General features: G+C 71.4%; 18 protein-coding genes. 8 read left to right on the plus strand and 10 right to left on the minus strand.

What is annotated here, in order from left to right:
* Positions 1-589 precede the first annotated feature (589 nt).
* Complete coding sequence (locus tag KVT44_RS31090; RefSeq protein WP_217570320.1) at positions 590-2,119, minus strand: M81 family metallopeptidase; 1,530 nt, start codon at positions 2,117-2,119, stop codon at positions 590-592.
* Complete coding sequence (locus KVT44_RS31095; protein WP_217570322.1) at positions 2,116-3,354, minus strand: ROK family transcriptional regulator; 1,239 nt, start codon at positions 3,352-3,354, stop codon at positions 2,116-2,118. Before KVT44_RS31095 ends, KVT44_RS31090 begins: the two co-directional genes overlap by 4 nt.
* Before the next feature lie 193 nt (positions 3,355-3,547).
* Between KVT44_RS31095 and KVT44_RS31100 the strand changes: the two genes are divergently transcribed.
* From KVT44_RS31100 to KVT44_RS31135, 8 genes are all read left to right on the plus strand, one after another.
* Positions 3,548-5,341: a peptide ABC transporter substrate-binding protein gene (locus KVT44_RS31100; protein ID WP_217570324.1), complete on the plus strand. Its 1,794-nt coding sequence runs from the start codon at positions 3,548-3,550 to the stop codon at positions 5,339-5,341.
* Positions 5,342-5,345: 4 nt separating this feature from the next.
* The gene (locus KVT44_RS31105; protein WP_217570326.1) at positions 5,346-6,305 is read left to right on the plus strand and encodes an ABC transporter permease; all 960 of its coding nucleotides are present in this window, start codon (positions 5,346-5,348) and stop codon (positions 6,303-6,305) included.
* On the plus strand, positions 6,302-7,183 hold the full coding sequence (locus KVT44_RS31110) for an ABC transporter permease (RefSeq protein ID WP_217570328.1): 882 nt from the start codon (positions 6,302-6,304) through the stop codon (positions 7,181-7,183). Before KVT44_RS31105 ends, KVT44_RS31110 begins: the two co-directional genes overlap by 4 nt.
* Positions 7,180-8,844 carry an ABC transporter ATP-binding protein gene (gene nikE / locus KVT44_RS31115; protein WP_217570330.1) on the plus strand — a complete coding sequence of 555 codons (1,665 nt, stop codon included), beginning with the start codon at positions 7,180-7,182 and terminating at the stop codon, positions 8,842-8,844. The genes KVT44_RS31110 and nikE overlap by 4 nt, the downstream gene beginning before the upstream one ends.
* Positions 8,845-8,876: 32 nt before the next feature.
* A complete protein-coding gene (locus tag KVT44_RS31120; RefSeq protein WP_217570459.1) occupies positions 8,877-9,791 on the plus strand; it encodes an ROK family protein in 915 nt (304 codons plus the stop codon).
* Positions 9,792-9,923: 132 nt separating this feature from the next.
* On the plus strand, positions 9,924-10,805 hold the full coding sequence (locus tag KVT44_RS31125) for a hypothetical protein (protein ID WP_099924713.1): 882 nt from the start codon (positions 9,924-9,926) through the stop codon (positions 10,803-10,805).
* A 108-nt stretch (positions 10,806-10,913) separates the two neighbouring features.
* On the plus strand, positions 10,914-11,165 hold the full coding sequence (locus KVT44_RS31130) for a hypothetical protein (protein WP_067374690.1): 252 nt from the start codon (positions 10,914-10,916) through the stop codon (positions 11,163-11,165).
* An 11-nt stretch (positions 11,166-11,176) separates the two neighbouring features.
* A complete protein-coding gene (locus tag KVT44_RS31135) occupies positions 11,177-12,394 on the plus strand; it encodes a flotillin family protein (RefSeq protein ID WP_254650109.1) in 1,218 nt (405 codons plus the stop codon).
* 504 nt (positions 12,395-12,898) lie between these two features.
* On the opposite strand, the gene KVT44_RS31140 is transcribed toward KVT44_RS31135, so the two are convergent.
* The 8 genes from KVT44_RS31140 to KVT44_RS31175 are packed head-to-tail and all read right to left on the minus strand — an operon-like array spanning position 12,899 to position 20,833.
* A complete protein-coding gene (locus KVT44_RS31140) occupies positions 12,899-14,407 on the minus strand; it encodes a zinc ribbon domain-containing protein (protein WP_217570332.1) in 1,509 nt (502 codons plus the stop codon).
* Entirely contained in the window at positions 14,404-14,961 is a 558-nt protein-coding gene (locus tag KVT44_RS31145) for a phage tail protein (protein WP_060901264.1), read from the minus strand. The genes KVT44_RS31140 and KVT44_RS31145 overlap by 4 nt, the downstream gene beginning before the upstream one ends.
* A complete protein-coding gene (locus KVT44_RS31150; RefSeq protein WP_217570334.1) occupies positions 14,958-16,916 on the minus strand; it encodes a putative baseplate assembly protein in 1,959 nt (652 codons plus the stop codon). The genes KVT44_RS31145 and KVT44_RS31150 overlap by 4 nt, the downstream gene beginning before the upstream one ends.
* Complete coding sequence (locus KVT44_RS31155) at positions 16,916-17,356, minus strand: GPW/gp25 family protein (protein ID WP_217570336.1); 441 nt, start codon at positions 17,354-17,356, stop codon at positions 16,916-16,918. Before KVT44_RS31155 ends, KVT44_RS31150 begins: the two co-directional genes overlap by 1 nt.
* Positions 17,357-17,396: 40 nt before the next feature.
* On the minus strand, positions 17,397-19,313 hold the full coding sequence (locus KVT44_RS31160) for a VgrG-related protein (protein ID WP_217570338.1): 1,917 nt from the start codon (positions 19,311-19,313) through the stop codon (positions 17,397-17,399).
* Positions 19,313-20,041: a LysM peptidoglycan-binding domain-containing protein gene (locus KVT44_RS31165; protein WP_217570340.1), complete on the minus strand. Its 729-nt coding sequence runs from the start codon at positions 20,039-20,041 to the stop codon at positions 19,313-19,315. Before KVT44_RS31165 ends, KVT44_RS31160 begins: the two co-directional genes overlap by 1 nt.
* A 15-nt stretch (positions 20,042-20,056) precedes the next feature.
* Positions 20,057-20,482 (minus strand): phage tail protein, encoded by a 426-nt coding sequence (locus KVT44_RS31170; RefSeq protein ID WP_054235291.1) that lies wholly within the window; start codon positions 20,480-20,482, stop codon positions 20,057-20,059.
* Positions 20,483-20,530: 48 nt separating this feature from the next.
* Positions 20,531-20,833, minus strand: a complete 303-nt coding sequence (locus tag KVT44_RS31175) for a hypothetical protein (protein WP_190173813.1) — start codon at positions 20,831-20,833, stop codon at positions 20,531-20,533.
* Positions 20,834-21,624 lie beyond the last annotated feature (791 nt).

The raw sequence follows: 21,624 nt of genomic DNA on the forward strand, positions 1-21,624 counted from the left end.
CGGTGATCGGCTTGGGCGGGTGGTCTCGTGCTCTGGCGGACGGCTGCCGGTCTTGGCGGATGGCCACCGGCTTCGGCGCACGGTCGTCGGTGTTGGCGAACCGCTGTCGGACATGGTGGACGGCCACCGGCTTCGGCGCCGGGTCGCCGGTCCTGGCGGACGGCCACCGGTCCCGGCGGAGGGGGGATCTGTCCTGGCGGACTGCCACGGGTGTCGGCGGGCCGCTGCTCGTCCTGGCGGATGGCCGTCGATCCCGGCGGACTGCCACCCGGCCCGGCGGGTCGACACCCGTTCTGGCAGGTGGTCACCGGTCCCGGCGGGCTGCCACCCGCGGGTGGTCACCGGTCCCGGCGGGCGGCCACCCGCAGGCGGCCACCGGTAGCGGCGGGCCGCCACCCGCAGACAGCCACTGGTCCTGGCTGAGCGCTGCCAGGCCCGGCGATCTGCCATCCGAGCCGGGGTTCTGTCCCCCCGGCCCGGCAGTTTGCCCCCGACCCGGGGTTCTGTCTCCCGACCCCGGCAGTCCGCCCCCGACCCGGCGGGGCGCCGCCCGTCCCGGTGGGGGTCTGGATGTGGGGCGCTCGGTGGGTTACTCGTCCGTCCCGCTCAGCGGTTCGTTCGACGGGGGGATGATGCGGGCCGTGAGGTCCGGGTCGGGCATGTGCGGGTCGAAGGGGAACATGGGGCGGCGGATGCGGTGGTGGCCCAGCCGGACGAGGTCCTGGTCGACGCCGCCCGGGGTCAGCGCCATCTTCCAGCCGGCGGACATGGCGAACAGCTCCGGTTCCAGATAGCCGATCTTGACCACGACGACGTCGGCGCCGCGCGGGTCGAGCGCCAGGCCGGTGAAGTCGTGCTCGTAGTGGTAGGGCTTGCGGAGCCGCGTGATGATCACGTACACGCTTCCGACCCGCAGGACGACCTCCGTCCCGGCGTCCCGGTCCCCGTGCCGGACCGCGTGGACCACCCCGGTCATGGTGAGCGGCCCGGCGTGCCGGTCGTCCACCTCGGCACCGGCCGTGACCGTGACGGTCGCGCCGACGCCCGCCTTCTCCGCGGCCTCGACGGCGGCCGGCCCCGGCACGGACGCGTAGATGACCGTCGGCCCGGACGGTTCCTTGAACTCCGGCCGGGAGAGGACGCGTTCGAGCCCCCACGTGACATCGCCCGCCCCGCCCGCCGTCGGATTGTCGCCGGTGTCGCTGATGAAGAACGGCCGGGCGTCGGGGGAGGAGGCCAGCGCCTCGTCGAGACACTCGTCCAGTGACCCGGTCGGCGCGACGAACGCGAACGCGCCCCGCGCCTCCCAGAATCCGCGCGCCAGCCGCTCGGCGCCCTGCGCGACGGCGGCCTCGGACGGCCCGGCGACCACGACCGCGGCGCGGTTGCGCGGCTCGTCCGCCCACGCGTACCCGACCCAGATCGCGGCGTCGGTCACGCCGTCCGTCGCCTCCACCTCGTCGATGGCCGCGTACACGCTCCTGGCGGGCTCGATGCGCGTCGAGGTCTGCTCACCGGCCAGCAGCACGGGCACCGGGATCCAGGCCTTGACCGGCCGGGGCGCACCGGTGGCGAGCAGATCCACGAGATGACGGGCGGCCCGCTCCTTCGTCTCCATGTGGTCCTCGTGCGGAGCCATCCGGTAGCAGGTGATGAGGTCGCTCATGTGCGCGAGCTCGCGCGAGACGTTGCCGTGCAGGTCCATGGAGGTGGACACGATGACGTCGGCTCCGACGGTCTCGCGGATCCGGGCGAGCAGGACGGCCTCGGCGTCGTCGACACCCTCCACCGTCATGGCGCCGTGGATGTCGTACCAGAGCCCGTCGAGGCGCGGCAGCTCCCCGAGCCGCCGCAGGAGCTCCGCGGAGAGCTCCGCGAACGCGGCCGCGGTCACCGTACCCCCGGGCAGCGCCTTGCCGACGAGCGCGCCGCGCCAGGAGGCCGCGTCACGCAGGGGCGTCCCGGGCGCGAGGAAGGGATAGCGCGTGAGGACGTCCTCGCCGCGCTGCGGGTGGAAGGCGGGTGCCTCGGTCCGCGCCGGTGAGAACGTCGACGACTCGATGCCGAGTCCGGCGATGGCGATGACGGGCCGGGCGACGGCGGTACGGGGGTGCGTCATTGCTCCTCGATTCGTATGCGCTGGTCGGTACGCGGTCCCGTTCCTGCTCCCGCTCCGGTCACGGCCTGGAGTGCGTGGACCAGCGCCCGTTGGAGCGCGAACTGGCCCGCGCCGACCAGCCCCGCGTCCGCGCCGAGGCTCGCCCGCTCGATCACCAGGTGCTTGGTCACCAGCGGATGGCACCCCTCGTACAGCTGACTGCGGACGGCGGCGACGAACGGTTCGAGCGTGGAGAGGATGCCGCCGAGGTACACGGCGTCCGGGTTGAAGAAGTTGACGTTCGCGGCCAGCACCATGCCGAGGTAGCGGCCGGCCTGACGGACGGCGCGGGTCGCCTCCGGGTCGGCATCGGACGCGAACCGGACGACGTCCTCGATCGAGTCGACGTCGAGCCCCCGCTCACGCAGGACGCGCACCAGCGCCGCGCCCGACGCGACGGTCTCCAGACACCCGGTGTTGCCGCAGGAGCAGGGGATGTCGTGGCCCGCTTCGACCCGTACGTGGGTGATCTCGCCGGCGGCGCCGGTCCCGCCCCGGTAGAGCCGTCCGTCGGCGATGACGCCCGCGCCGATCGCCGAGCCCATCTTCACCATGATCGACTGGCGGCGCTCGGCCGGCTGGACACTGTGCTCGCCGACGGCCATGCAGTTGGCGTCGTTCTCGATCGCCGCAGGAACGCCGAAGCGGTCCTCCAGCCAGGCCCGGACGGGGAACCGGTTCCAGCCGGGCATGCGCGACGGCAGCGTCACCACTCCGGAGGCGACGTCGACCGGCCCCGGCAGCGAGAGGCCGACCCCCTTGAGCAGCTCCCGCCCATGCAGCTCGGCGAGGCCCTCCAGTGTCTCGGCGAGCCCGGGCAGCGCGGTCTCGGGCCCCTCCGCCGTCGGGAACGGCACCGTCGACACGTCCGTGAGCCCGCCGCCCGGCAGCACGACACCGACGTGCGCGTGTCTGCCCCCGAGTTCGGCCGCGACCGCGAACCCGTCGCTGCCGCCGAGCCGCAGGACCTTGCGCGGACGCCCTCCCGTGGAGGAGCGCGTGCCCTGCTCAGCCACCAGCCCGTGGGTGACGAGCTGACCGACCGTCAGGGAGATCGTCGAGGGCGCGGCCCCGAGCAGATCGGCGAGTTCGGTGCGCGTGGTCGCCTGCCCGGAGGCGAGGAGTTCGAGGACGCGTTCGGCCAGGGACGAGACGCCCGTGGCACCCCTGCGGTGTACCGCACTTTTTTCAGGCATGGACGAAGTAACTTCCGACGACGGGATCGGGATGCCGAGCGTACGTCCCTGAAGCCGCCTCTCCACTTTTTTCAGAACAGCAGAAACAGGCTTTTTACAGGAGGGTGTCTGTTTCTTCGAACAGTCGGGTCGTTGACTGGCTCCGCCACGCCCCTTGCCCCTTCGTTCACCCCTGTTCACCCCGAGGAGAGTCATGTCCCCTGCTCGCGCGACACTCGTCGCCGGTGCCGTCGTCTCGGCGGGCACGCTGCTGCTCGCGGGCTGCTCCGGGACGAGCGGCACGTCGTCCACGTCCCCCGACTCCATCAACTACGCGCTGCCCGCGAACTTCACCCCGAACTGGATCCTGCCGATCGGCACGGCGGCGCATCTCAACACCAACAACATCTCCATCGCCAACAGCCTCTGGGAGCCGCTCGTCGCGTACGACGGCTCGACTGGCAAGATCGCCTGGAACAAGAACGGGTCCATCGCCACCGCCGCCGCCTTCGCCCCCGACGGCAAGAGTGTCACCCTCACGCTCGGCGACCGCAGGTGGAGCGACGGCAAGCCGATCACCTCGCGTGACGTGGAGTTCTGGTTCAACCTCATCAAGGCGAACAAGGAACAGTGGGCGGGCTACAACCCCGGCAAGGCGCCGGACAACTGGACCTCGTTCAAGACCGTCGACGACCACCACTTCACGCTCACGTTCGACAAGGCCTACAACTCCGACTGGATGCTCGCCAACGAGCTGAGCGCGATCAACCCGCTCCCGCAGCACGCATGGGACAAGACGGCCGCATCGGCCGCGGTGTCGGACGCCGACCGGACGGCCGCCGGCGCCAAGCAGGTGTGGACGTACCTCAACACGGCCGCGAAGAACATCTCCGGCTACGAGAAGGACGCGCTGTGGAAGACCATCAGCGGTCCCTACGCGGTCAAGTCCTTCTCGACCGCGGGCAAGGTCGTGCTCACCGCCAACAAGAAGTACGACGGAGGTGAGAAGCCGGACATCGCCACCGTGAACCTCCTCCCGTTCACGACGGCGGACGCCGAGAAGAACGCACTGCGCTCGGGGAGCGTCGACTACGGCTACATCGAGGCGACCGACCTCGACCAGAAGGACCGGTTCACCGCCCAGGGGTACACGGTCAAGCCTTGGTCGGGCTGGGCGATCACCTACATGCCGTACAACTTCAACAACCCCTCCATGGGCGCCGTGTTCAAGCAGTTGTACGCCCGTCAGGCGGTCCAGCGGTCGATCGACCAGAGCAGCCTGGCGAAGGTCATCTTCAACGGCACCGCGGTTCCCGGCTACGGCCCGATCCCGCAGGCGCAGTCGAGCGACTTCCTCTCGCCCACGCAGAAGGGCAATCCGTACCCCTTCTCGACCTCGGCCGCCAAGTCCCTGCTGGCCGACCACGGTTGGACCGAACAGGGTGGAGTCATGGTGTGCACGGATCCGGGCGCGGGTGCCGCGCAGTGCGGTGACGGGGTCGCCAAGGGCACCAGGTTCCAGATGCAGGTGCTGTCGCAGTCCGGCTCGACCGTCACCGACAACATGATGAGCGCGATCCAGTCCTCGCTGGAGAAGACCGGGATCAAGTTCACGATCAAGACCGCGCCCGTGAACTCGGTGCTGTCCCAGACCCCGCCGTGCACCGCGAGCCAGTCGATCTGCGCGTGGCAGCTGTCGTTCTTCGGCACCGCCGGCAGCTGGTACTTCAACGCCTTCCCGACCGGCGACTCGCTCTTCCAGAGCAAGGGCGGCTCGAACTTCGGCAGCTACTCCAACCCGGAGATCGACCAGCTGATCACCGCCTCCACCACGTCCAACTCCGCGCAGGCCGTACGGGACTACAGCGCGGCCGTCGCCAAGGACCTCCCGGTCATCTGGCTGCCGGAGCCCGACTACCAGATCTCGGTCGTCAAGAACGGCCTCGGCGGCTTCTCACAGGACTCACTGGCCAACTTCCACCCGGCGCAGTGGAAGTGGAACCGCTGACCGCATGGACACCCTCCTCTATCTCACCCGGCGCTTCCTGCAGTCCCTCGCGGTGATCCTCATCGTGACGGTGGTGGTCTTCTGCCTGCTGCACGCGCTGCCCGGCGGACCCGCACGCGGGATCCTCGGCCCGCAGGCGACGGCCCAGCAGATCGCGCAGTTCGACCACGAGCAGGGCCTCGACCGCTCGCTCCCCGTCCAGTACCTCTACTACCTGCGCACCCTGCTGCACGGCGACCTCGGCACCTCGTACACCCTGAACGAGGCGGTCTCCCGGCTCATCGAACAGCGCCTCCCGAAGACCCTGGTCCTCACCGTGCTGTCCGCACTGACCGGGCTCGCGCTCGCGATCCCGCTCGGCATGTGGCAGGCGGTCCGACGCAACAAGCCGGTGGACTACGTCATCACGACGCTGAGCTTCGTCGCGTACTCGACCCCCGTGTACTTCCTCGGGCTCGTGCTGGTCCTGGTCTTCACGCAGCTGCTGCCCTGGTTCCCCTCGCAGGCGCCGCAGGGCGACACGCTCGGGCAGGTGCTCTCCCAGCCGAACGCGCTGGTCCTGCCGGTCGTCGCGGGAGCCGCGTCCATGGTCGCCGTCTTCAGCCGGTACATGCGCGCCGCGACCCTGGAGAACCTCTCCGAGGACTACGTACGCACCGCGCGGGCCGGCGGCTCCCGGCCCCGCGCGATCCTGTGGCGGCACGTGTTCCGCAACTCGCTGACCCCCGTCGTCGCGATGCTCGGCTACTACGTGCCCGTCCTCTTCGGCGGCGCCCTCGTCGTCGAGCAGCTCTTCAACTACCCGGGGATGGGGCTGCTGTTCTGGAGCGCCGCGCAGTCCTCCGACTATCCGGTGCTGCTCGGCTGCGTCCTCGTCATCTCCGTCGCGACGGTCGTCGGCACCCTGCTCGCCGACATCGTCCAGCGGATCGTCGATCCCCGAGTGAAGGCGGGCCGGTCATGAGCGCCGTTTTGCCGGTGACACCCACCGTGGAGGCGGCCGCCGGCCACCGCCTCGCCCTGCGCCGGTTCACGCGCAACAGGCTCGCGGTCGCGGGTCTGGCGGTCGTCGTCCTGTTCCTGCTCTTCTGCTTCGCCGGCCCGCTGCTCCACTCGACCGACCAGACCCACACCCACCTGACCCAGGTGAACCTGGCACCGAGCGGCGCGCACCTGCTCGGCACCGACGCCGTCGGACACGACGAGCTCGGGCGGCTCATGTACGGCGGGAAGGTGTCGCTGCTCGTCGGCCTCGCCTCCGGCCTGCTCGCGACCGTCATCGGCACGCTCTGGGGCGCGGTCGCGGGCTACGCGGGCGGCTGGATCGACGCCGTGATGATGCGGGTCGTGGACGCCGGAATCGCCATCCCGGCGCTCTTCATCCTCCTCGTCGTCTCCGCCATCACCACCCCGGACACCTGGGGGCTCGTCGTCATCCTCGGCCTGGTCTCCTGGCTGGTCCCCTCCCGTCTCGTCCGGGCCGAGACGCTCACCCTGAAGGGCCGGGACTACGTGCTGACACTGCGTGCCATCGGCGGTACGCACGGCCGGGCGATCGGCCGGCACATCCTGCCGAACTCCGTCTCGACGGTCGTGGTCGCCGCCACCTTCCAGGTCGCCGACGCGATCCTCCTCGTCGCCTACGTGTCCTATCTCGGCCTGGGCGTCCAACCCCCGTCGACCGACTGGGGCGGCATGCTCTCGGCCGGTCTGACAGCCGCGTACTCGGGACGCTGGTGGCTCATCGTGCCCCCCGGCCTCGCCATCATCCTCGTCGTCTGTGCCTTCAACGCCATCGGCGACGGACTGCGCGACGCCTTCGACGTGAGGGGACGCGGATGACCGCCGACATCCTGCGGATCGAGAACCTGGGCGTCACCTTCTCCGCGGAGACGGGTGAAGTGGCCGCGGTACGAGAGGTCTCGTTGCGGGTCCGGCCCGGTGAGACGCTCGCCCTCGTCGGCGAGTCGGGCTCCGGCAAGTCGACCGTCGCGCTCGCCGCGATGGGGCTGCTGCCGGGCACCGCCCGCGCCACGGGCCACGCCGTCGTCGGCGGCACCGACGTCATCGGCGCCACCGAGGCCGACCTCGCGGGTCTACGGGGTCGCACCGCGTCGATGGTGTTCCAGGAACCCGCGACCGCGCTCGACCCGCTCACCCGGATCGGCGCCCAGATCGCCGAGGTCATCCGCAACCACCGTCCCGTCACGGCCAAGGAGGCCGCCGGGGAGGCGGTCGAACTCCTGCGCCGCGTCGGTATCCCGGATCCGGGGACACGGGCGTCCGCGTTCCCGTTCCAGCTCTCCGGGGGACAGCGGCAGCGCGTGGTCATCGCCATGGCGATCGCCAACGCCCCGAGCCTGCTCATCGCCGACGAACCGACCACCGCGCTCGACGTGACCGTGCAGGCCGAGATCCTCGACCTGTTGCGGTCGCTCGCCGCCGACTTCGACACGGGGGTGCTGCTGGTCACGCACAACATGGGAGTGGTCGCCGACTTCGCGGATCGCGTCGCCGTCATGCTCCAGGGGGAGATCGTGGAGACGGGGCCGGTGGAGGAGGTGCTCCTGCGGCCCACGCACGAGTACACCAAGCGCCTGCTCGGGGCGGTGCCGCGGCTGGCCGTCGCCGAGCCGGGGGCCGACTCCCGGCGTACCGATGGGGATCGGCCCGCCGCGGACCCGGTGGTCGAACTGCGGGACGTGAGCGTGCGGTTCGGCCGCGGGCGCCGCGCCGTCCGCGCACTCGACGGCGTCTCGCTGACGGTCAGGGCCGGTGAGACCGTGGGTCTGGTGGGGGAGTCGGGCTCGGGCAAGTCGACCGCGGCGCGCGTCGCGCTGGGCCTCGTACCATCGTCGTCCGGCTCGGTGTCGCTGTTCGGCGCCGACCTCGGCAGGACCCGGGGGCGGGCCCGGCGCGCCCTGCTGGCCGGTGTCGGCGTGGTCCTGCAGGACCCGGTGGCCTCGCTCGACGCCCGCATGAGCGTGGCGGAGTGCGTCGCCGAGCCGCTGCGCGTGCACCGCCGGGGCATGTCGGCGGCCGAGCGCCGGACCCGGGTCGGGGACGCACTCGAACTTGTCCGTCTGCCGAGGGAGTTGGCCCATCGGGGTCCGCGCGAGTTGTCCGGTGGCCAGCGGCAGCGGGTGAGCCTCGCCCGGGCGCTGGTCCTCGAGCCGCGGCTGCTGGTCGCGGACGAACCGACGAGCGCGCTCGACGTGAGTGTGCAGCAATCTGTGCTGGAGGTGATCGCGGGGCTCCAGGGCGAGCTGGGGTTCGCCTGCCTGTTCGTGTCCCACGACCTCGCCGTCGTACAGCAATTCGCCCAGCACGTGGTCGTCCTGCGGGCCGGGCGCATCGAGGAGGAGGGCAGTACCGCGACCACGCTCCTGTACCCGCGCACGGACTACACGCGACGGCTCATCGCCGCCGTGCCCGTGCCCGACCCGGTGCTGCAACGCCGTCGGCGCGAGGAACGGCGGGCCGCCACGGGGGTCACGGCGTGACCGTATCCGGGGACCGCACCCCGACGCCCGAGGTGTACGCCGGTGTCGACATCGGCGGTACGACCACCCACGTCGTGCTCTGCGCGGCCGACCTCACCGTCCTCGACTCCGTGGAGGTGCCGACACCGGCGGCCGAGGGTGGACGGGCGATGGTCCGCGCCGCGCTCGCCGCTCTGGATCTGCTCCGCGAACGCGTGCCCTCGCGGCTGCTCGGCGTCGGCGTCGGTGCGGCAGGCGTCGTCGACAGCCGGGCCGGCCGCATCCTCGTGGCGAGCGACTCCTTCCACTCCTGGGCCGGGTTCCCGGTGACGGCGACGGTCGAGGAAGCGCTCGGCGTACCGGCCTTCCTCGACAACGACGTCAACGCCTTCCTGCGCGGCGAGGTCGCGAAGGGAGCCGTCGCGGGAGAGCCCGCCGCACTCGGGATGACGCTCGGCACCGGGGTCGGGGGCGCGCTGTGGCTGGACGGCGCGCTGTTCGAGGGGGTGCACGGGGCGGCGGGCGAGATCGGCCATCTCCCCGGTTTCGGTGACCTGCCGTGCACCTGCGGCGGCCGTGGTCACCTGGAGACGCTCGCCTCCGGCCGCTCCCTGGCGGCCCGCTACGGCGAGCGCACGGGGCGCTCCCTGACCGCCCGGGGCATCGCCGAGGCGGCGGTGGACGGAGACCCCGACGCGCTCGCCGTGTACGAGGCCGCGGGGGCCGGCGTCGCCCGGGCGATCCTGATCACGGCGGGCCTGGTGGACCTCACGACCTTCGTGATCGGCGGCGGGGTCAGCCGGGCCTGGGACCTCCTCGAACCGTCGATCGCCGCCGCGCTCGCCGCCGAGCCACCGGTCAGCGGACAGCCGATCCGGGTCGTACGGGCCCGGCTGGGGAGCCGTGCGGTGGCGATCGGCGCGGCGTCCCGGGCCCGGACGGAACTCGGGGTGGTGACAAGGGTGTAGGGGGCGGGGTGGGTAACTGCCGTTGGCCGGTGCGTGAGTTGACGGCCAACGCTCCTTCATTGGCCTGTACATGACCGCAGTTGACGGGTCAGACTGTGCGCCGAAACCGCACCCCCCACCGAGGAGCCCCTCATGCGCATGCCCGCCCGGCAACGTTGTCACGCGGTCCTGGCCGGACTCGTCACCCTCGCCACGGCCGCCGTGCTGTCCGTCTCCGTCACCACGCCCGCCTCGGCCGCCGACACCTGGACCGAGGTGGGCTCCGACCGTGCCGACCCGCTGACCGAGAGCCAGGGCCTGACCTCGGTCGAGGTCCCGGCCGGCAGCCCCAACCACTACACCGGGATCGGCACCATCCCGATCGGCGTCAGCAGCCGCGGCTGGAACCACGTCGGAGACCCGGACGCCTCCTACAACGGCTACTACGTCGAGCCGTACCAGGCCGACTCCGGCAGCGCCAAGATGTTCCGGGTGCAGGCACCCGGCGGTGCCTGGTCGGAGTATGTCCACGCGCTGAGCCCTGGCGAGGCGCTGAACAACTCCTTCGACACCATCTCCCCGGACGGCCAGTGGATGGTGTCGGGGGAGTGGGGCACGATGACCCGGCTGCTGGTGTTCCCGACCCCCGGCGTGAACCCGAGCACCTCTCCCTCGGCCAACCTCCCGCAGGCCTCCACCATCAACCTCGACCACGCCGTCCGTGACGTACAGGGCTGCGACTTCGTCACCGCGACCCAGTTGCTGTGCTCCTCCGACGACCCGGCGGGCACCCTCTTCGGCATCACCAAGCCGCTGCTCCAGATCGACCTGTCCGCCGCCCCCAGTGGCAGCGGCGACGTGACGGGCCATGTCACCGCCCTGCGTCAGCTCCCGCTGCGCAGCTCCTGCTCGGGCACCTTCGAGGCCGAGGGCATCGACTACGACCGGCGCACCGGCACACTGCGTGTGATCGTCGTGTCGCCCGGCTTCTGCGTCCTGACAGACAGCAAGACCTACCGGTTCACCAAGAGCTGAGCGTCCGTACCCGGGGCGTGACACGGGCGGCGACGGGAGCATAGGCGTTCGAGGTGGGGGAGGTCTAAGGTCGGAAGCAGAACCAGAGAAACGGGGAGGCGGCCGACAGTGGTGCAGGACGAGGCCGTGATCGGCTGTACCGGGGAGCTGCTCATCGGCACACGGGGAACCGCCGGTCCCGGCGAGATCCTTGTGCGGGTCAGAGGCGGATCCGAGACCTTCCTCGCCTGGTCGCAGGAGCCCCTGCCCGTGGGGGCTACTGTGCTCGTGGTCGAATCCCGGGGATGTCGTGAGGTCGACGTCATCCGCTGGGTCGATCCGCTGGACGCGTTGGACGGCGACTCCGTCGACGCCGGTTAAGGAGAAACAGGATGTTCGGTTACCGCGTTCCCGCTCCCGACGAGGCGATGCTGATCTCGGGAGGCAGGCGGGGACTGGGGGGCGCGCCGTTCCGAGTGGTGACGGGGCACGGAAAGTTCGTGCTCCCCGTCTTTCGCAAGACCCGCTTCCTCACCTTGTCGATGTGCGAGGCCGAGGTCACCGAGACCTGTGTGACCCGGCAGGGCATCGCGTTGCACGTCCGCGCCGTGATCGCGTTCAAGGTCGGCAACGACCACGAGAGCATCATCAACGCCGGTCAGCGGTTCCTCTCCGACCAGGACCAGATGTCGGTGCTGACGGGCCGGATCTTCGCCGGTCATCTGCGCGCCATCATCGGCTCGATGACCGTCGAGGAGATCGTCACCGAGCGGCAGAAGCTCGCCGCGGAGGTCCTGGACACCTCGAAGGTCGAGATGGCCAAGATCGGCCTGATCGTGGACTCGCTGCAGATCCAGTCGATCGACGACGGCGACGTCGGTTACATCGAGGCCATGTCCGCACCGCACAAGGCGGCCATCCAGCGCCAGGCCCAGATCGCGCAGGCCCAGGCCACCCAGGCCTCGGTCGAGGCGGAGCAGGTGGCCGCGCGCAACCAGGCCGAGTACGCCCGGCAGACCGCGGTCGTCAAGGCGGAGTACTCGGCCGAGGTGGACCGCGCGCAGGCGCAGGCCGCCCAGGCCGGACCGCTGGCGCAGGCGCACGCCCAGCAGGAGGTGCTCGCCGCGCAGACCGAACTGGCCCAGCGGGCGGCCCAGTTGCGTCAGCAGCAGCTCGTCGCCGAGATCGTCAAGCCCGCCGAGGCCGAGGCGGAGCGGATCAAGGTGCTTGCCATCGCGGATGCGGAACGCATGAAGATCCAGGCCGAGGCCGCCGCCTCGCACGACCGCGTGGCGCTCGACCGGATGCTGATCGACCAGCTCCCGCTGATCGTGAAGGAGGCCGCGGGCGGTCTCGCCGGCGCCAACGTCAACGTCCTGAACGGCGCGGACGGCCTGGGCGAGATCGCCGCCGGGCTGGTCGCCCAGGGCCTGACGATCCTGGACTCGGTCCGCCAGAACCTGAACGGCCAGAACACGGGCGACCAGAAGTCCGGAGGTCGTTCGGAGAAGACGGAAGGACTGCTGGAGCTCCAGAGCTACCGGCGGACCCCGGAACAGCAGGACAAGGACGGGAACGAGCCGGAGGGCGGTCCGTCCTCGACGACCTGACCCGAAGTTCCCGCACCGCAACGGCGCGGCGCCCGGCTCGGTGCGGCGACGGACGGGTGACGGAGTGAAGCGGCCGCCGTTCCCTGGGGACGGCGGCACGCTCCACCCGGGCGGCACACCGGAGTTGACGTACCGTCAGGAAAGCCAGCCGGTGGAGCTGTTCCCGGGAGGAAGAGACGGGGGCAGCGCGCGAGGGCCGGGGCCCGGAGCGCCGGGCGGTCTCGGGAGGAGACCGCCCGACGAGGGATCCCTGTTGAGGATCCATTCCAGTTCGCGCTGGATTCTGCGGGCCTCGTTGCGGACCTGCAGGGGTATGTCCCCTCGTTCGGAGATCAGTTGGGCGTAGATCGGTGCGTCGTGCACAGGTGGCGCTTCTCCTCGGGTCTGGTGCCTTCCCTCTACGGTAAGGCCGCGGCGGTACCGCGGGACTCATCCTCCCAGTTCGGCCAGAACCGGAAGCACCCGACCAAGGAATGGCACCTTCCCCACGAGCCGTCGGTGTTCCTACGAGTCGTTGGCGCTCGACGGACCGAACAACTCGATCTCGGCTATGGAGACCTGCTTGTCCTGGGCGGTGCCATAGGCCGAGCGGATGATGAAACGGACCGCCGTGACATCGCCCACGCGGAACTTGCGCTGCTGACCGCCCGCAACCTGGTCGAGGGTGAGGAAGCGGGTGCTCGTCTTGCCGTTCGCCGTGGTGATCCGGGCCTCGATACGGTGCGGCAGCGCCGACTTCGTGAGCTGGTCCGGGCGGGCGGAGGTGCCCGAGGTGATGATCACGTCCAGCAGCCGGGTGGGCTGCTCGAAGCGGGCCTCGAGCCACTCGCCGTCCCCGGACTGCGAGACGCCGGGTCCCCACCAGGTGTTGTTGAGCTTGTCGAAGGCGAGCCCCGCGCCGTGGCCGGCGAAGGAACGGGACGCCTTCACGTGGTCCGGGCCGACCGGGACCCGCTTGGCGAAGTGGTCCTTCACCGCCTGCACGGCCGTACCGGTGTTCGTCACGGCGAACACCAGCAGGCCGAGCACCACCGCGCCGACCACCCAGTTCATGACGCGTCCGAAGCCCCGCCGCAGTCGGGGCCGGTCCCCGGCCCACGGCACCTCTCCGTTGCGGGAGTTGAGCACCCGACGCCACCAGGGCAGCCGGCCCGGCGCCTGCCGTTCCCCGGCCATGGACAGCGCGCAACGCCCGCAGAAGTGCCGGTCCGGCCGGTTGGGAGTGGCACACCAGGGACAGGGCACACCCCCGTCCGCACCGGGCTCCGCGACCGGGGTACGGACCTGTGGGCGGCTCGCCGCGGGGCGGCCGGGCAGTACGGGTGACACCGACGGCGCGACCCGCGGTTCCGGGTCTGCCACCGGCACCAGCAGGGACCTGGCCCGCTCGGCCGCGGAGTCCCGGTCGGGGGCGGCGGAGGGCAGGGGCTCGGTGGCCGCGGTCTCGTCCGGCCGCGCGGGAGCGGCCGGTACGGAGCCGTGGGCGGCGACGGGGGCCGGGTGGGGACGCGCGGTGTCGTCGCTCATCGGGCTCGGATCCGCCGCGTCACCGAACACCGGCGCACCGGATACCGGCGTACTGGGGGTCGACGCGTCCGGTGCGCCGCCGACGGCATCGTCCTCGTGCGGGTCGCGTGGGGGTCGCGCGGTGCCCGCCCTGTCGGCGCTCACGGTGTCCGCGTCCGCGATGGAGCCCGCCGTGTCGTGCGCCGTACGAGCCGTTCCCGTACCGGCGCCCGGTCGCGCGAACGCGTCCCAGCCCGGCTCGCCCTCGGCCGACCCGGCGGATCCCGCCGCCCGGGAGCCCTGGTCGCCGGCCGTCGGCGCCGCCTCGTCGGCGGCAGCCGCGGGACGACGGGTCCGGGCCGCGACCCCCGCCGGAGCCGGGTCCCCGGCCCAGTCGAGCACCGCGCCGCAGGCGTCGCAGAAGGACTGGCCGGGCTCCGCCCGGGTGCCGCACTCGGCGCAGGCCGGGGCGCGCCCGGGGCCGGTGCCTGGGGTCTGGGTGGTCATTTCTCGGGGATCCTTTCGGCGGCGGTCACCTGGACCGTGTAGGGCATGTGGGCGGGACGGGCGGCCGCCACGAGGTTCTCCAGCCGGTACTCGTCCGCCGGGGTCGGCTCGGGCAGCCGGAGCGTGACGTGCAGCCGGGGGCGGCGGTCGCCGGGGACCGGGCCGAGCGGACGCGGGTCCCAGGCGGCGGCGCCGCTCTCGGTGATCTCCGGCTCGACACCGAAGGCGAGGCGTACCGCTTCGGACAGACCGCGGCGGGTGCCTCGTACGCGATGCAGGTACGCGGCGGCGGCGACGGCCGCGCGCAGCCGCGCGTCCGGTTCCGTGCCGTCGACCTCGGCGCCGACCCAGGTGCCCAGCCAGCGGGCGAAGTCGGCCGGTGCGAGCGCCGGGTCGAAGTAGGTGTGCAGACAGTCGAGGGCCAGCAGGATCGGCGCGACCACCTCGTCAAGGCCCGCGACGAAGCGCAGCGCCAGGTCGTCGTCGGCGAAGACCGCGGGGAGCATGCCGCCGATCGGCGCCGAGGACTCCAGGCCGTCGATGGAGCCCCTCATGAGCCGTCTCCGATGACGCGGACCCGGTGGTCGAAGGAGAACACCAGCGAAGGGGCCTCCAGGTCGATCCGGTCGGTCGGGTCGCCGCGCTTGCCGGTCAGCGGGTCGGCGGGGTGGAGCTGCACCGCGTCGACGAGTTCGACGCCGGGCACACGTTGCAGCACCGCGAAGACCTCGCCCGCCTGCACGGGCCGGCCGAACGGCCAGCCGGTGCCGTCCGTGCCGCCGGTGAGCGGGTCCAGATGGCGGTAGAGCGCGTCGTGGGTCTGGCGCCGCACCCGGTCGGTGTCGACCCCGCGGAAGGCGTGCACGGTGGCGACGACGGTGACGCCCTGGTAAAAGGGCGGCCCGACCGCGAGGCGGGTGCCGATCAGCCGGCGCTCGTCGAGGTGGCGGGTGATGCGCTGCAACAGGGCGTCGCCGGGGACGAGTTGCTCGAAGCGCAGGCGTCCGCCGGGGTCGGGCACGGCCTGCGGGACGACCAGGACACGGACCGCGTAGGCGCCGTGCTCGCCCTCCTCGCCCTCCAGGCAGGTGATACGGGCCGTCTCGGGGGCGGCGCGCCGGGCCAGTTCCTCGTAGTCGCGCAGGGTCACGGCCCGCTCCTGGGCGCGCAGCGTGATCGGCGCCCGGGTCTTCGCCTCCTCGACCGTCTCGCCCTCGACGCCGCCCCGGGCGGCCTCCCGGTTGACGACGTCGGCCACGTACGGCACCGAGCTGCGCAGCACCTGGACTGCGCCCCGGGCGACGTTCCCGGCCCGGCCGCCACCGGTGCGGTAGCGGCGGGCGCGGATCACGGCCCCCTTGGGCGCCGCCGTCCCGTACTGGCGCATCGTGCCGTCGGCTTCGCGGACGGCGGGCCCGAAGGCGATCTCGCCGGTCGCCGCGTCCAGGGTGATGTGCCGGTCGGTGGGACCGGACGCGGCGAAGTGCGGGACGACGTCCCAGTCGACCCATCCGTCGCGCTCGGCGGTCTGCAACAGCACCGGCGGGGTGTCCCCCACGACGGGGAAGTGGGCGAGCCGCAGCCGCTGCCCGGGCAGACCGGTGGACTCGCCGAGCGCCTCGTCCTGGACGGTCTCCGCGTGGATGGCAGAGGTGGTCCCGCCGAGGGTGAACGCGTCGGCGGACCGGATGGTCGGGGACGTGGTGTAGAAGGGCTGGTCGGACAGCGGTTCGGTGACCCGGCAGCGCAGCCAGCCCGCCTCCTGCCCGCCGGTGCGCGACAGGGTGTGGCCGCCCGGGACGTGCAGGACCACCTCACCGGGCCGGTTCAGACCACCGGTGCCGTCCCGGTCCACCTCGCAGGCCGCCCAGCCGTCCTCGGTCCACGCCTCCCAGACCAGCGGCGGCTGCCGCGGATCGACACCGACACCGTCGACCCGGCTGTCGAGCTCCAGGCCCAGCGCGCAGTGCGGTACGGCGGAGGTGAGGCCGAGGAGCATGCAGTCACCGGGGTTCGGTGACTCGGCGAAACACAGTACGTCCTTGCCCTCGGCGAGATCGGCGGTCCGGTCGGTGACCGCGTCACCGTTCTGCTGCACGACGAGACGACGCAACGAGCAGGGAACCACGGTCAGTTCGCGCTCGGTCGCGAAGACGACCGCCTCCTCGTTCTCGGTGCGCACGGTGGCGGCCTCGGTGCCCACGGGCAGCACGATGGGCTCCTCGTGCGGCGCGGACAGCCAGAACGTGAGATCCGTACGGGCGGCCGAGGGCGGGAACAGCGTGATGCCGACGAGGTCGAGGAACGCCAGATGGTTCTTCTCGGGGACGCGGTTGAGCCGGTAGACGATCTGGTCGGCCATGTGGGCGACCGTTTCCACGAGGGTGACGCCGGGGTCCGACACGTTGTGGTCGGTCCATTCGGGGGCGCGCTGCTGGATGTAGCGCTTGGCGTCGTCGACGAACTGCTGGAAGCGGCGGTCGTCGAGGTTCGGGGAGGGCAGTGCCATCAGCGGTCGCTTTCAAGGGAGTTGCCCACGCCGGGGGCGTCGGGCTCCTCGTGGGATGGGATGACGTAGAACGGAAAGACCAGGCTGCGCGGGTTGTTGGTGCCGCGGATCGAATAGCGCACGTCGATGAAGAGCACGCCCTGGTCGGGCCCCGCCGTCACCTCGACGTCGTTGACCTCGATCCGTGGCTCCCAGCGGTCGAGGGTGGTGTACACCTCGTGCTGGATCCGGCCCGCCGTCGCCTCGTTGACCGGCGCGAACACCAGGTCGTGGATGGCACAGCCGAACTCGGGCCGCATCGGCCGCTCGCCCGGCGCGGTGGCCAGCACCAACCGGATGGCCTCCTCGATCTCGCGCTCCCCGCTGACCAGGGCGATGCCACCGGTGGGACCGATGCGCATGGGGAACGCCCAGCCGGATCCAACGAACTGCTCGGCCATCAGAGGGCCACCCGCCTACTCCTGAAGAACGTCCCGGCCGTCACGGCAGCGGATACGGCTTGTTGTTGACCAGCACCACACCCTGCAGGGCGAGTGTGATGGCCCGAATGCCCACATTCGCGATGGTGTTGACCTGCACGCTGCCGCCGGCCGTGAGCGTCGCGGCGCCCACCGCCTTGAGGCTGAGCGCCCCCATCGCGTCGACGGTGACGGCACCGCCGAGCGACTTCAGGTTGACCAGCCCGCGGCCCTCGATGTCGAGCGGGCCGCCGCTCTTGATGGTCAGACGCCGGCGCGCGCTCAGGGTGAGATCGGTGCCGGCCTCGACCGACACCGACCGGGTGCCCTTGATGGTGACGGACCCCTTGCTGTCCACGGTGATCTCGGTCTTCGTGCGATCGAGATTGATGATCAGCTTGTCGTTGCCGGAGGCGATCCGCACCCCTTGCTTGCGGCCACCGGTCTGCTGGCTGAGCAGGTCCACCCGGTTGCCCTTCCGGTCGGACAGGGTGTGCCGGATCGCCTGCTTCTTCAGCCCGTCGTGCAGCGGTACGTCACTGACCACGGTCGGTTTGTCCTTGCCGTTGTAGAGGCCGCCGATGACGAACGGGTGGTCCAGGGCACCGCGGTCGAAGGCCACCAGTACCTCGTCGTCGACGTCGAACGGGAACACCCCGCCGCCGCCCTTCCCACCGAGCTGCACGGTCCGCGTCCAGTCGCTCTCGTAGGCGTCGTCCAGCCAGGGGAACTGGAGTTTGACCCGGCCCTGCTTCAGCGGGTCCTGCACATTCGTCACCAGGGCGTTGGCCACGCTCGGCAGCTTCGGCGCGGTGGCCGTACCCCCGCCGGACGTGAGGCCGTACAGGGAGCGCCACTGGCGGCCGCTGACGGTGATCCAGGTCTGGTAGTGCTCGTCGTAGCCGAAGACGTGCCGCACGGACGTCACCGTGTACTTGCCCTCGAACGGCTTGCCCACGTCGGTCAGCGTGACCGGAACACCGGGCCGCAGCTTGGGGTTGCCGAACACCATGACCTCCAACTCGGCGAAGGAGGAGGTCACGTCATCGGCGAGGGCCTTGGCGGCGACCTTCACCTCGGCCAGGCGGTCGAAGGGCGTGTCGGTCTCGACCAGCTTGGCCGTCTTGAACTTCTTCGCCGTCTTCTGCGGGGTGGTGCCGATCGCGAAGCCGTCGTTGGAGGTGGCGGGCGACATGGCGGTGAGCTTCTTCTTCGTCGTGACGTTCCAGCCGCGCGCCTCGGTCTTGGCGACCTGGTCGGCGGAGGTCACCGCGGCCCGGCAGCGCAGCACGTCGACGCCGCCCTGCAGCACGAAGGGGCTCTTGTCGCCGGGGGTGCTGGTCGGCGGCGCGGTGGAGGCCGGGTCGGACTTGGCGAACTGGAACTTCCCCTCGGAGTCCAGCGACATGACCACGTCGTTCTCGTCGGCGAGCCGGGCGAGGAAGTCCCAGTCGGTCACGTTGGCCTGACTGATGAACTCGTAGACCGTCGTGGTGGGCTTGATGCCGCCCTTCCCCTTGCCGATCGGAATGCCGTTCATCGTGGCCAGCTTCTTCGCGATGTCCGCGGCCGTCTGGTTGCGGTACGCGGCCACCCTGCGCTGGCGCATCAGACGGTGGCCCATGTCGTAGCCGCGGATGACGGTGAAGGTGCCGGTGCCGTCGTAGTCGGTCTCCATGCCGGTCACCTCGCCGGTCAGCAGCGGGGAGCCCGCGCCCTGGCCGTCCGCGACCGGCGCGAGCGTCACCGGGGTGCCGCACTGGATGCCGAGTTCACCGAGCACCAGCCGGTCCGGGTCGCGGAAGGTCAGCCGGAACGCGGCCGGCACCCCCGCCCCGAGGTCGACCCAGCAGCCGACGAGGTCGGAGGCGATCTTCTCCGGGACCGGACTGCCGTCCACGGTCACGTGGACGACGTTTGAGTACGAAGGCTGGACCATCAGAAACCCACCTCTTCGGCGGCGGGCAGCACGAGCTCGCTGCCGTTCGACAGCCGGTTCGGGTCGTCGATGCCGTTCGCCTCGGCGATCGCCCGCCAGGCCGCCGCGTCCCCGTACTCCCGCCACGCCAGCGACTGCAGCGAGTCGCCCGCGACGACCCGGTGCACACGCTGCGCGGTGAGCGCGCCCGACGTCGGGTTCTGCCCCTTGGTCTTGCTGGGGATCTCGTGCAGATGCACCTGACAGGTGGCGCGGATCGGCACACCCGTCGTGCCGAACAGGGAGTAACTGGCGTCCACGGAGCTGACGTACGCCGTGAACCGCGCGGTCGAGAACGACCCCCACTGGAACACCACCCACGGCGTGGACGGCTGCTTCGCCGCGATGCTCTTCGTCGTCACCTCGCAGCAGGAGAACAGCGCCTCGACCTTCTTCAGCACCGAATTGCTGGTCGGGTCGTCGGACGAATCGAGGAAGATCTCGACGGTCATCTCGCGGGGCTCGGGACCCATGAACTCCGGGAGGGAACCGTCCCGCACGGCCGCGGTCGGGGTGGTCTTCCACCGGGCGCGTCGGCTCAGCGAGAGCGTCGAGGGGTTGAAGTCGAAGTTGAACGTCTTGATCAACCCGCCCGGAGTGGTGCTGCGGCCGATGGGCGGCTCGTGAATGGCCAGCGTGGCCCTCACGAGACTCTTGCCCGCGCCGCCCTTTCCTGACTTGCCTGCCATGTTCTTCGCCGTTCCCTAGTCCGTGAACCCGTGGTGGGTGATTTCCAGCACCTCCGTGGCCACGGCCGGGCTGGCCGGGTCCAGGGAGGGCCCCTGCCAACTGACCGGGAGCACGTCGAGCAGACCCCAGCGGGCCACCTCCGAGCCGTCCGCCCGCAGCGCCGCGATCTGCGCCGTCGGCCGCTTGACCCCCGTGGTCACGGAGGACACCCAGGCCGCGACCTTCGCGGTGTCCGGTGTCAGGGGGCGGGTCAGCCGGATGTTGGAGAAGGTCACGCGGGACGGAAGCTGCCACACGAACCCGTTGTTGCCGCCCTCCTGGCGCTGCTCGATCTCCACCTGCGACGAGAGTCCTTCACACCCGTTGAAGTAACCGAGGCTCTCGCCGTCGATGGTGAGGGTGAAGAAGATGGTGGAGCCCGGGTCTCGATCGGTGGCCATCGGGGATCGGCCTTTCTTGGGGTGGCGTGTCGTACGGGGTGATGGAGGTCAGCGACGGGGATCGCGCAACTTGCCGATCCGCTCCCGTTCGAGGCGAAGTTCGGTCCGCAGCAAGCGGGTGATCGGCCCGGCCAACTTGTGTGTCAGCTCGTCGATCTGACCCTGGGTCAGGGACCGGGGATCGAAATCGACGGCGGTGTACGTGGGCGGGGCCTCTTCGCGCTCGGCGTGCGAGGGCAGTGGCCGACGGGGCGGCTCGGTCGCGGAGTACGGGGGCGGGGGGCCGCTCGGAGGCGGCGGTGGTGGTGGCGTCGGCGGAGGCGAGGCGGGCGAGTACGCGGGAGGGGACATCGGGTTGACGACCCGCTGGACCGAGGGGAGGGCTGGGGGCACGGCGGGGGCGGCGGGTGTGGTGATGGTGGTGGTGGGTGCGGTGCCGGTGGTGGTGGGTGCGGGAAGTACGGGGGGTGCGGGAGGTACGGGAGGTACGGCCGAGGAGCGCTGTACCGGCAGGGCTACGGGTGGGGCGACGGGGGTTGTGTTGAGGGGGACGGCCGCTCGGGGGGTGGGGCTCGCGGAACTCGTCGGGGGCGCTGGGGGTGCTGGGGGCGTTGGCTGCGCTGGGGCCGTCGACTTCATGGGCTGAATCGGTGGCGCCGGTCGCGTCGGTCGCGCTGTGTCTGTCGGGTCTGTCGGAAGGGGGAGTCCGTCCGACGGGCGAGGCATGGGCGCGCTCGGAGTGGAGGAACGCTGTACGACGGGAGTGGCGCCGTGCGTCGCCGGGGGCGTGAGACCGGGGGAAACGCCTTCGGCGGGCAGCGGGTGCGCAGGGGTGTGGCGAGCCGTCGAGCGCTGAACGGCGGGCGTGCCGGGTGCCTGCCGCGGCGGAGCGGGCTCGGAGGCGACTCGCTGGACGACAGGGGCACCGAGGCCGAGACGGTGTGGGGTCGTGGCAGCGGGGCGAGGAGCGCGGTGCGGCTTCGCGGACACCTGGGGTTGGGGTGCGGGTGTCGAGGTCTCGGGCTGCCGAACTGCCGAGCGCTGCACGGGGGGCATGGCGGGCCCGGCGACATTCGTACGGGCGATGCCGGGATGCGCTGGAGCTGGAGCTGGAGCTGGAGTCGGCACAGATGCGCGAGGGG

The sequence above is a fragment of the Streptomyces sp. GbtcB7 genome, from assembly GCF_019091445.1.
Classification (GTDB): domain Bacteria; phylum Actinomycetota; class Actinomycetes; order Streptomycetales; family Streptomycetaceae; genus Streptomyces; species Streptomyces mirabilis.

Bases quoted from the DNA above. Each gene is read 5' to 3' on its own strand.
- KVT44_RS31170 (WP_054235291.1), bottom strand. From the start codon at position 20,482: ATGGCCACCGATCGAGACCCGGGCTCCACCATCTTCTTCACCCTCACC.
- KVT44_RS31110 (WP_217570328.1), top strand. From the start codon at position 6,302: ATGAGCGCCGTTTTGCCGGTGACACCCACCGTGGAGGCGGCCGCCGGC.
- nikE (WP_217570330.1), top strand. From the start codon at position 7,180: ATGACCGCCGACATCCTGCGGATCGAGAACCTGGGCGTCACCTTCTCC.
- KVT44_RS31095 (WP_217570322.1), bottom strand. From the start codon at position 3,354: ATGCCTGAAAAAAGTGCGGTACACCGCAGGGGTGCCACGGGCGTCTCG.
- KVT44_RS31160 (WP_217570338.1), bottom strand. From the start codon at position 19,313: ATGGTCCAGCCTTCGTACTCAAACGTCGTCCACGTGACCGTGGACGGC.
- KVT44_RS31140 (WP_217570332.1), bottom strand. From the start codon at position 14,407: ATGACCACCCAGACCCCAGGCACCGGCCCCGGGCGCGCCCCGGCCTGC.
- KVT44_RS31155 (WP_217570336.1), bottom strand. From the start codon at position 17,356: ATGGCCGAGCAGTTCGTTGGATCCGGCTGGGCGTTCCCCATGCGCATC.
- KVT44_RS31105 (WP_217570326.1), top strand. From the start codon at position 5,346: ATGGACACCCTCCTCTATCTCACCCGGCGCTTCCTGCAGTCCCTCGCG.
- KVT44_RS31125 (WP_099924713.1), top strand. From the start codon at position 9,924: ATGCGCATGCCCGCCCGGCAACGTTGTCACGCGGTCCTGGCCGGACTC.
- KVT44_RS31165 (WP_217570340.1), bottom strand. From the start codon at position 20,041: ATGGCAGGCAAGTCAGGAAAGGGCGGCGCGGGCAAGAGTCTCGTGAGG.
- KVT44_RS31090 (WP_217570320.1), bottom strand. From the start codon at position 2,119: ATGACGCACCCCCGTACCGCCGTCGCCCGGCCCGTCATCGCCATCGCC.
- KVT44_RS31135 (WP_254650109.1), top strand. From the start codon at position 11,177: ATGTTCGGTTACCGCGTTCCCGCTCCCGACGAGGCGATGCTGATCTCG.
- KVT44_RS31175 (WP_190173813.1), bottom strand. From the start codon at position 20,833: ATGTCCCCTCCCGCGTACTCGCCCGCCTCGCCTCCGCCGACGCCACCA.
- KVT44_RS31150 (WP_217570334.1), bottom strand. From the start codon at position 16,916: ATGGCACTGCCCTCCCCGAACCTCGACGACCGCCGCTTCCAGCAGTTC.
- KVT44_RS31100 (WP_217570324.1), top strand. From the start codon at position 3,548: ATGTCCCCTGCTCGCGCGACACTCGTCGCCGGTGCCGTCGTCTCGGCG.
- KVT44_RS31145 (WP_060901264.1), bottom strand. From the start codon at position 14,961: ATGAGGGGCTCCATCGACGGCCTGGAGTCCTCGGCGCCGATCGGCGGC.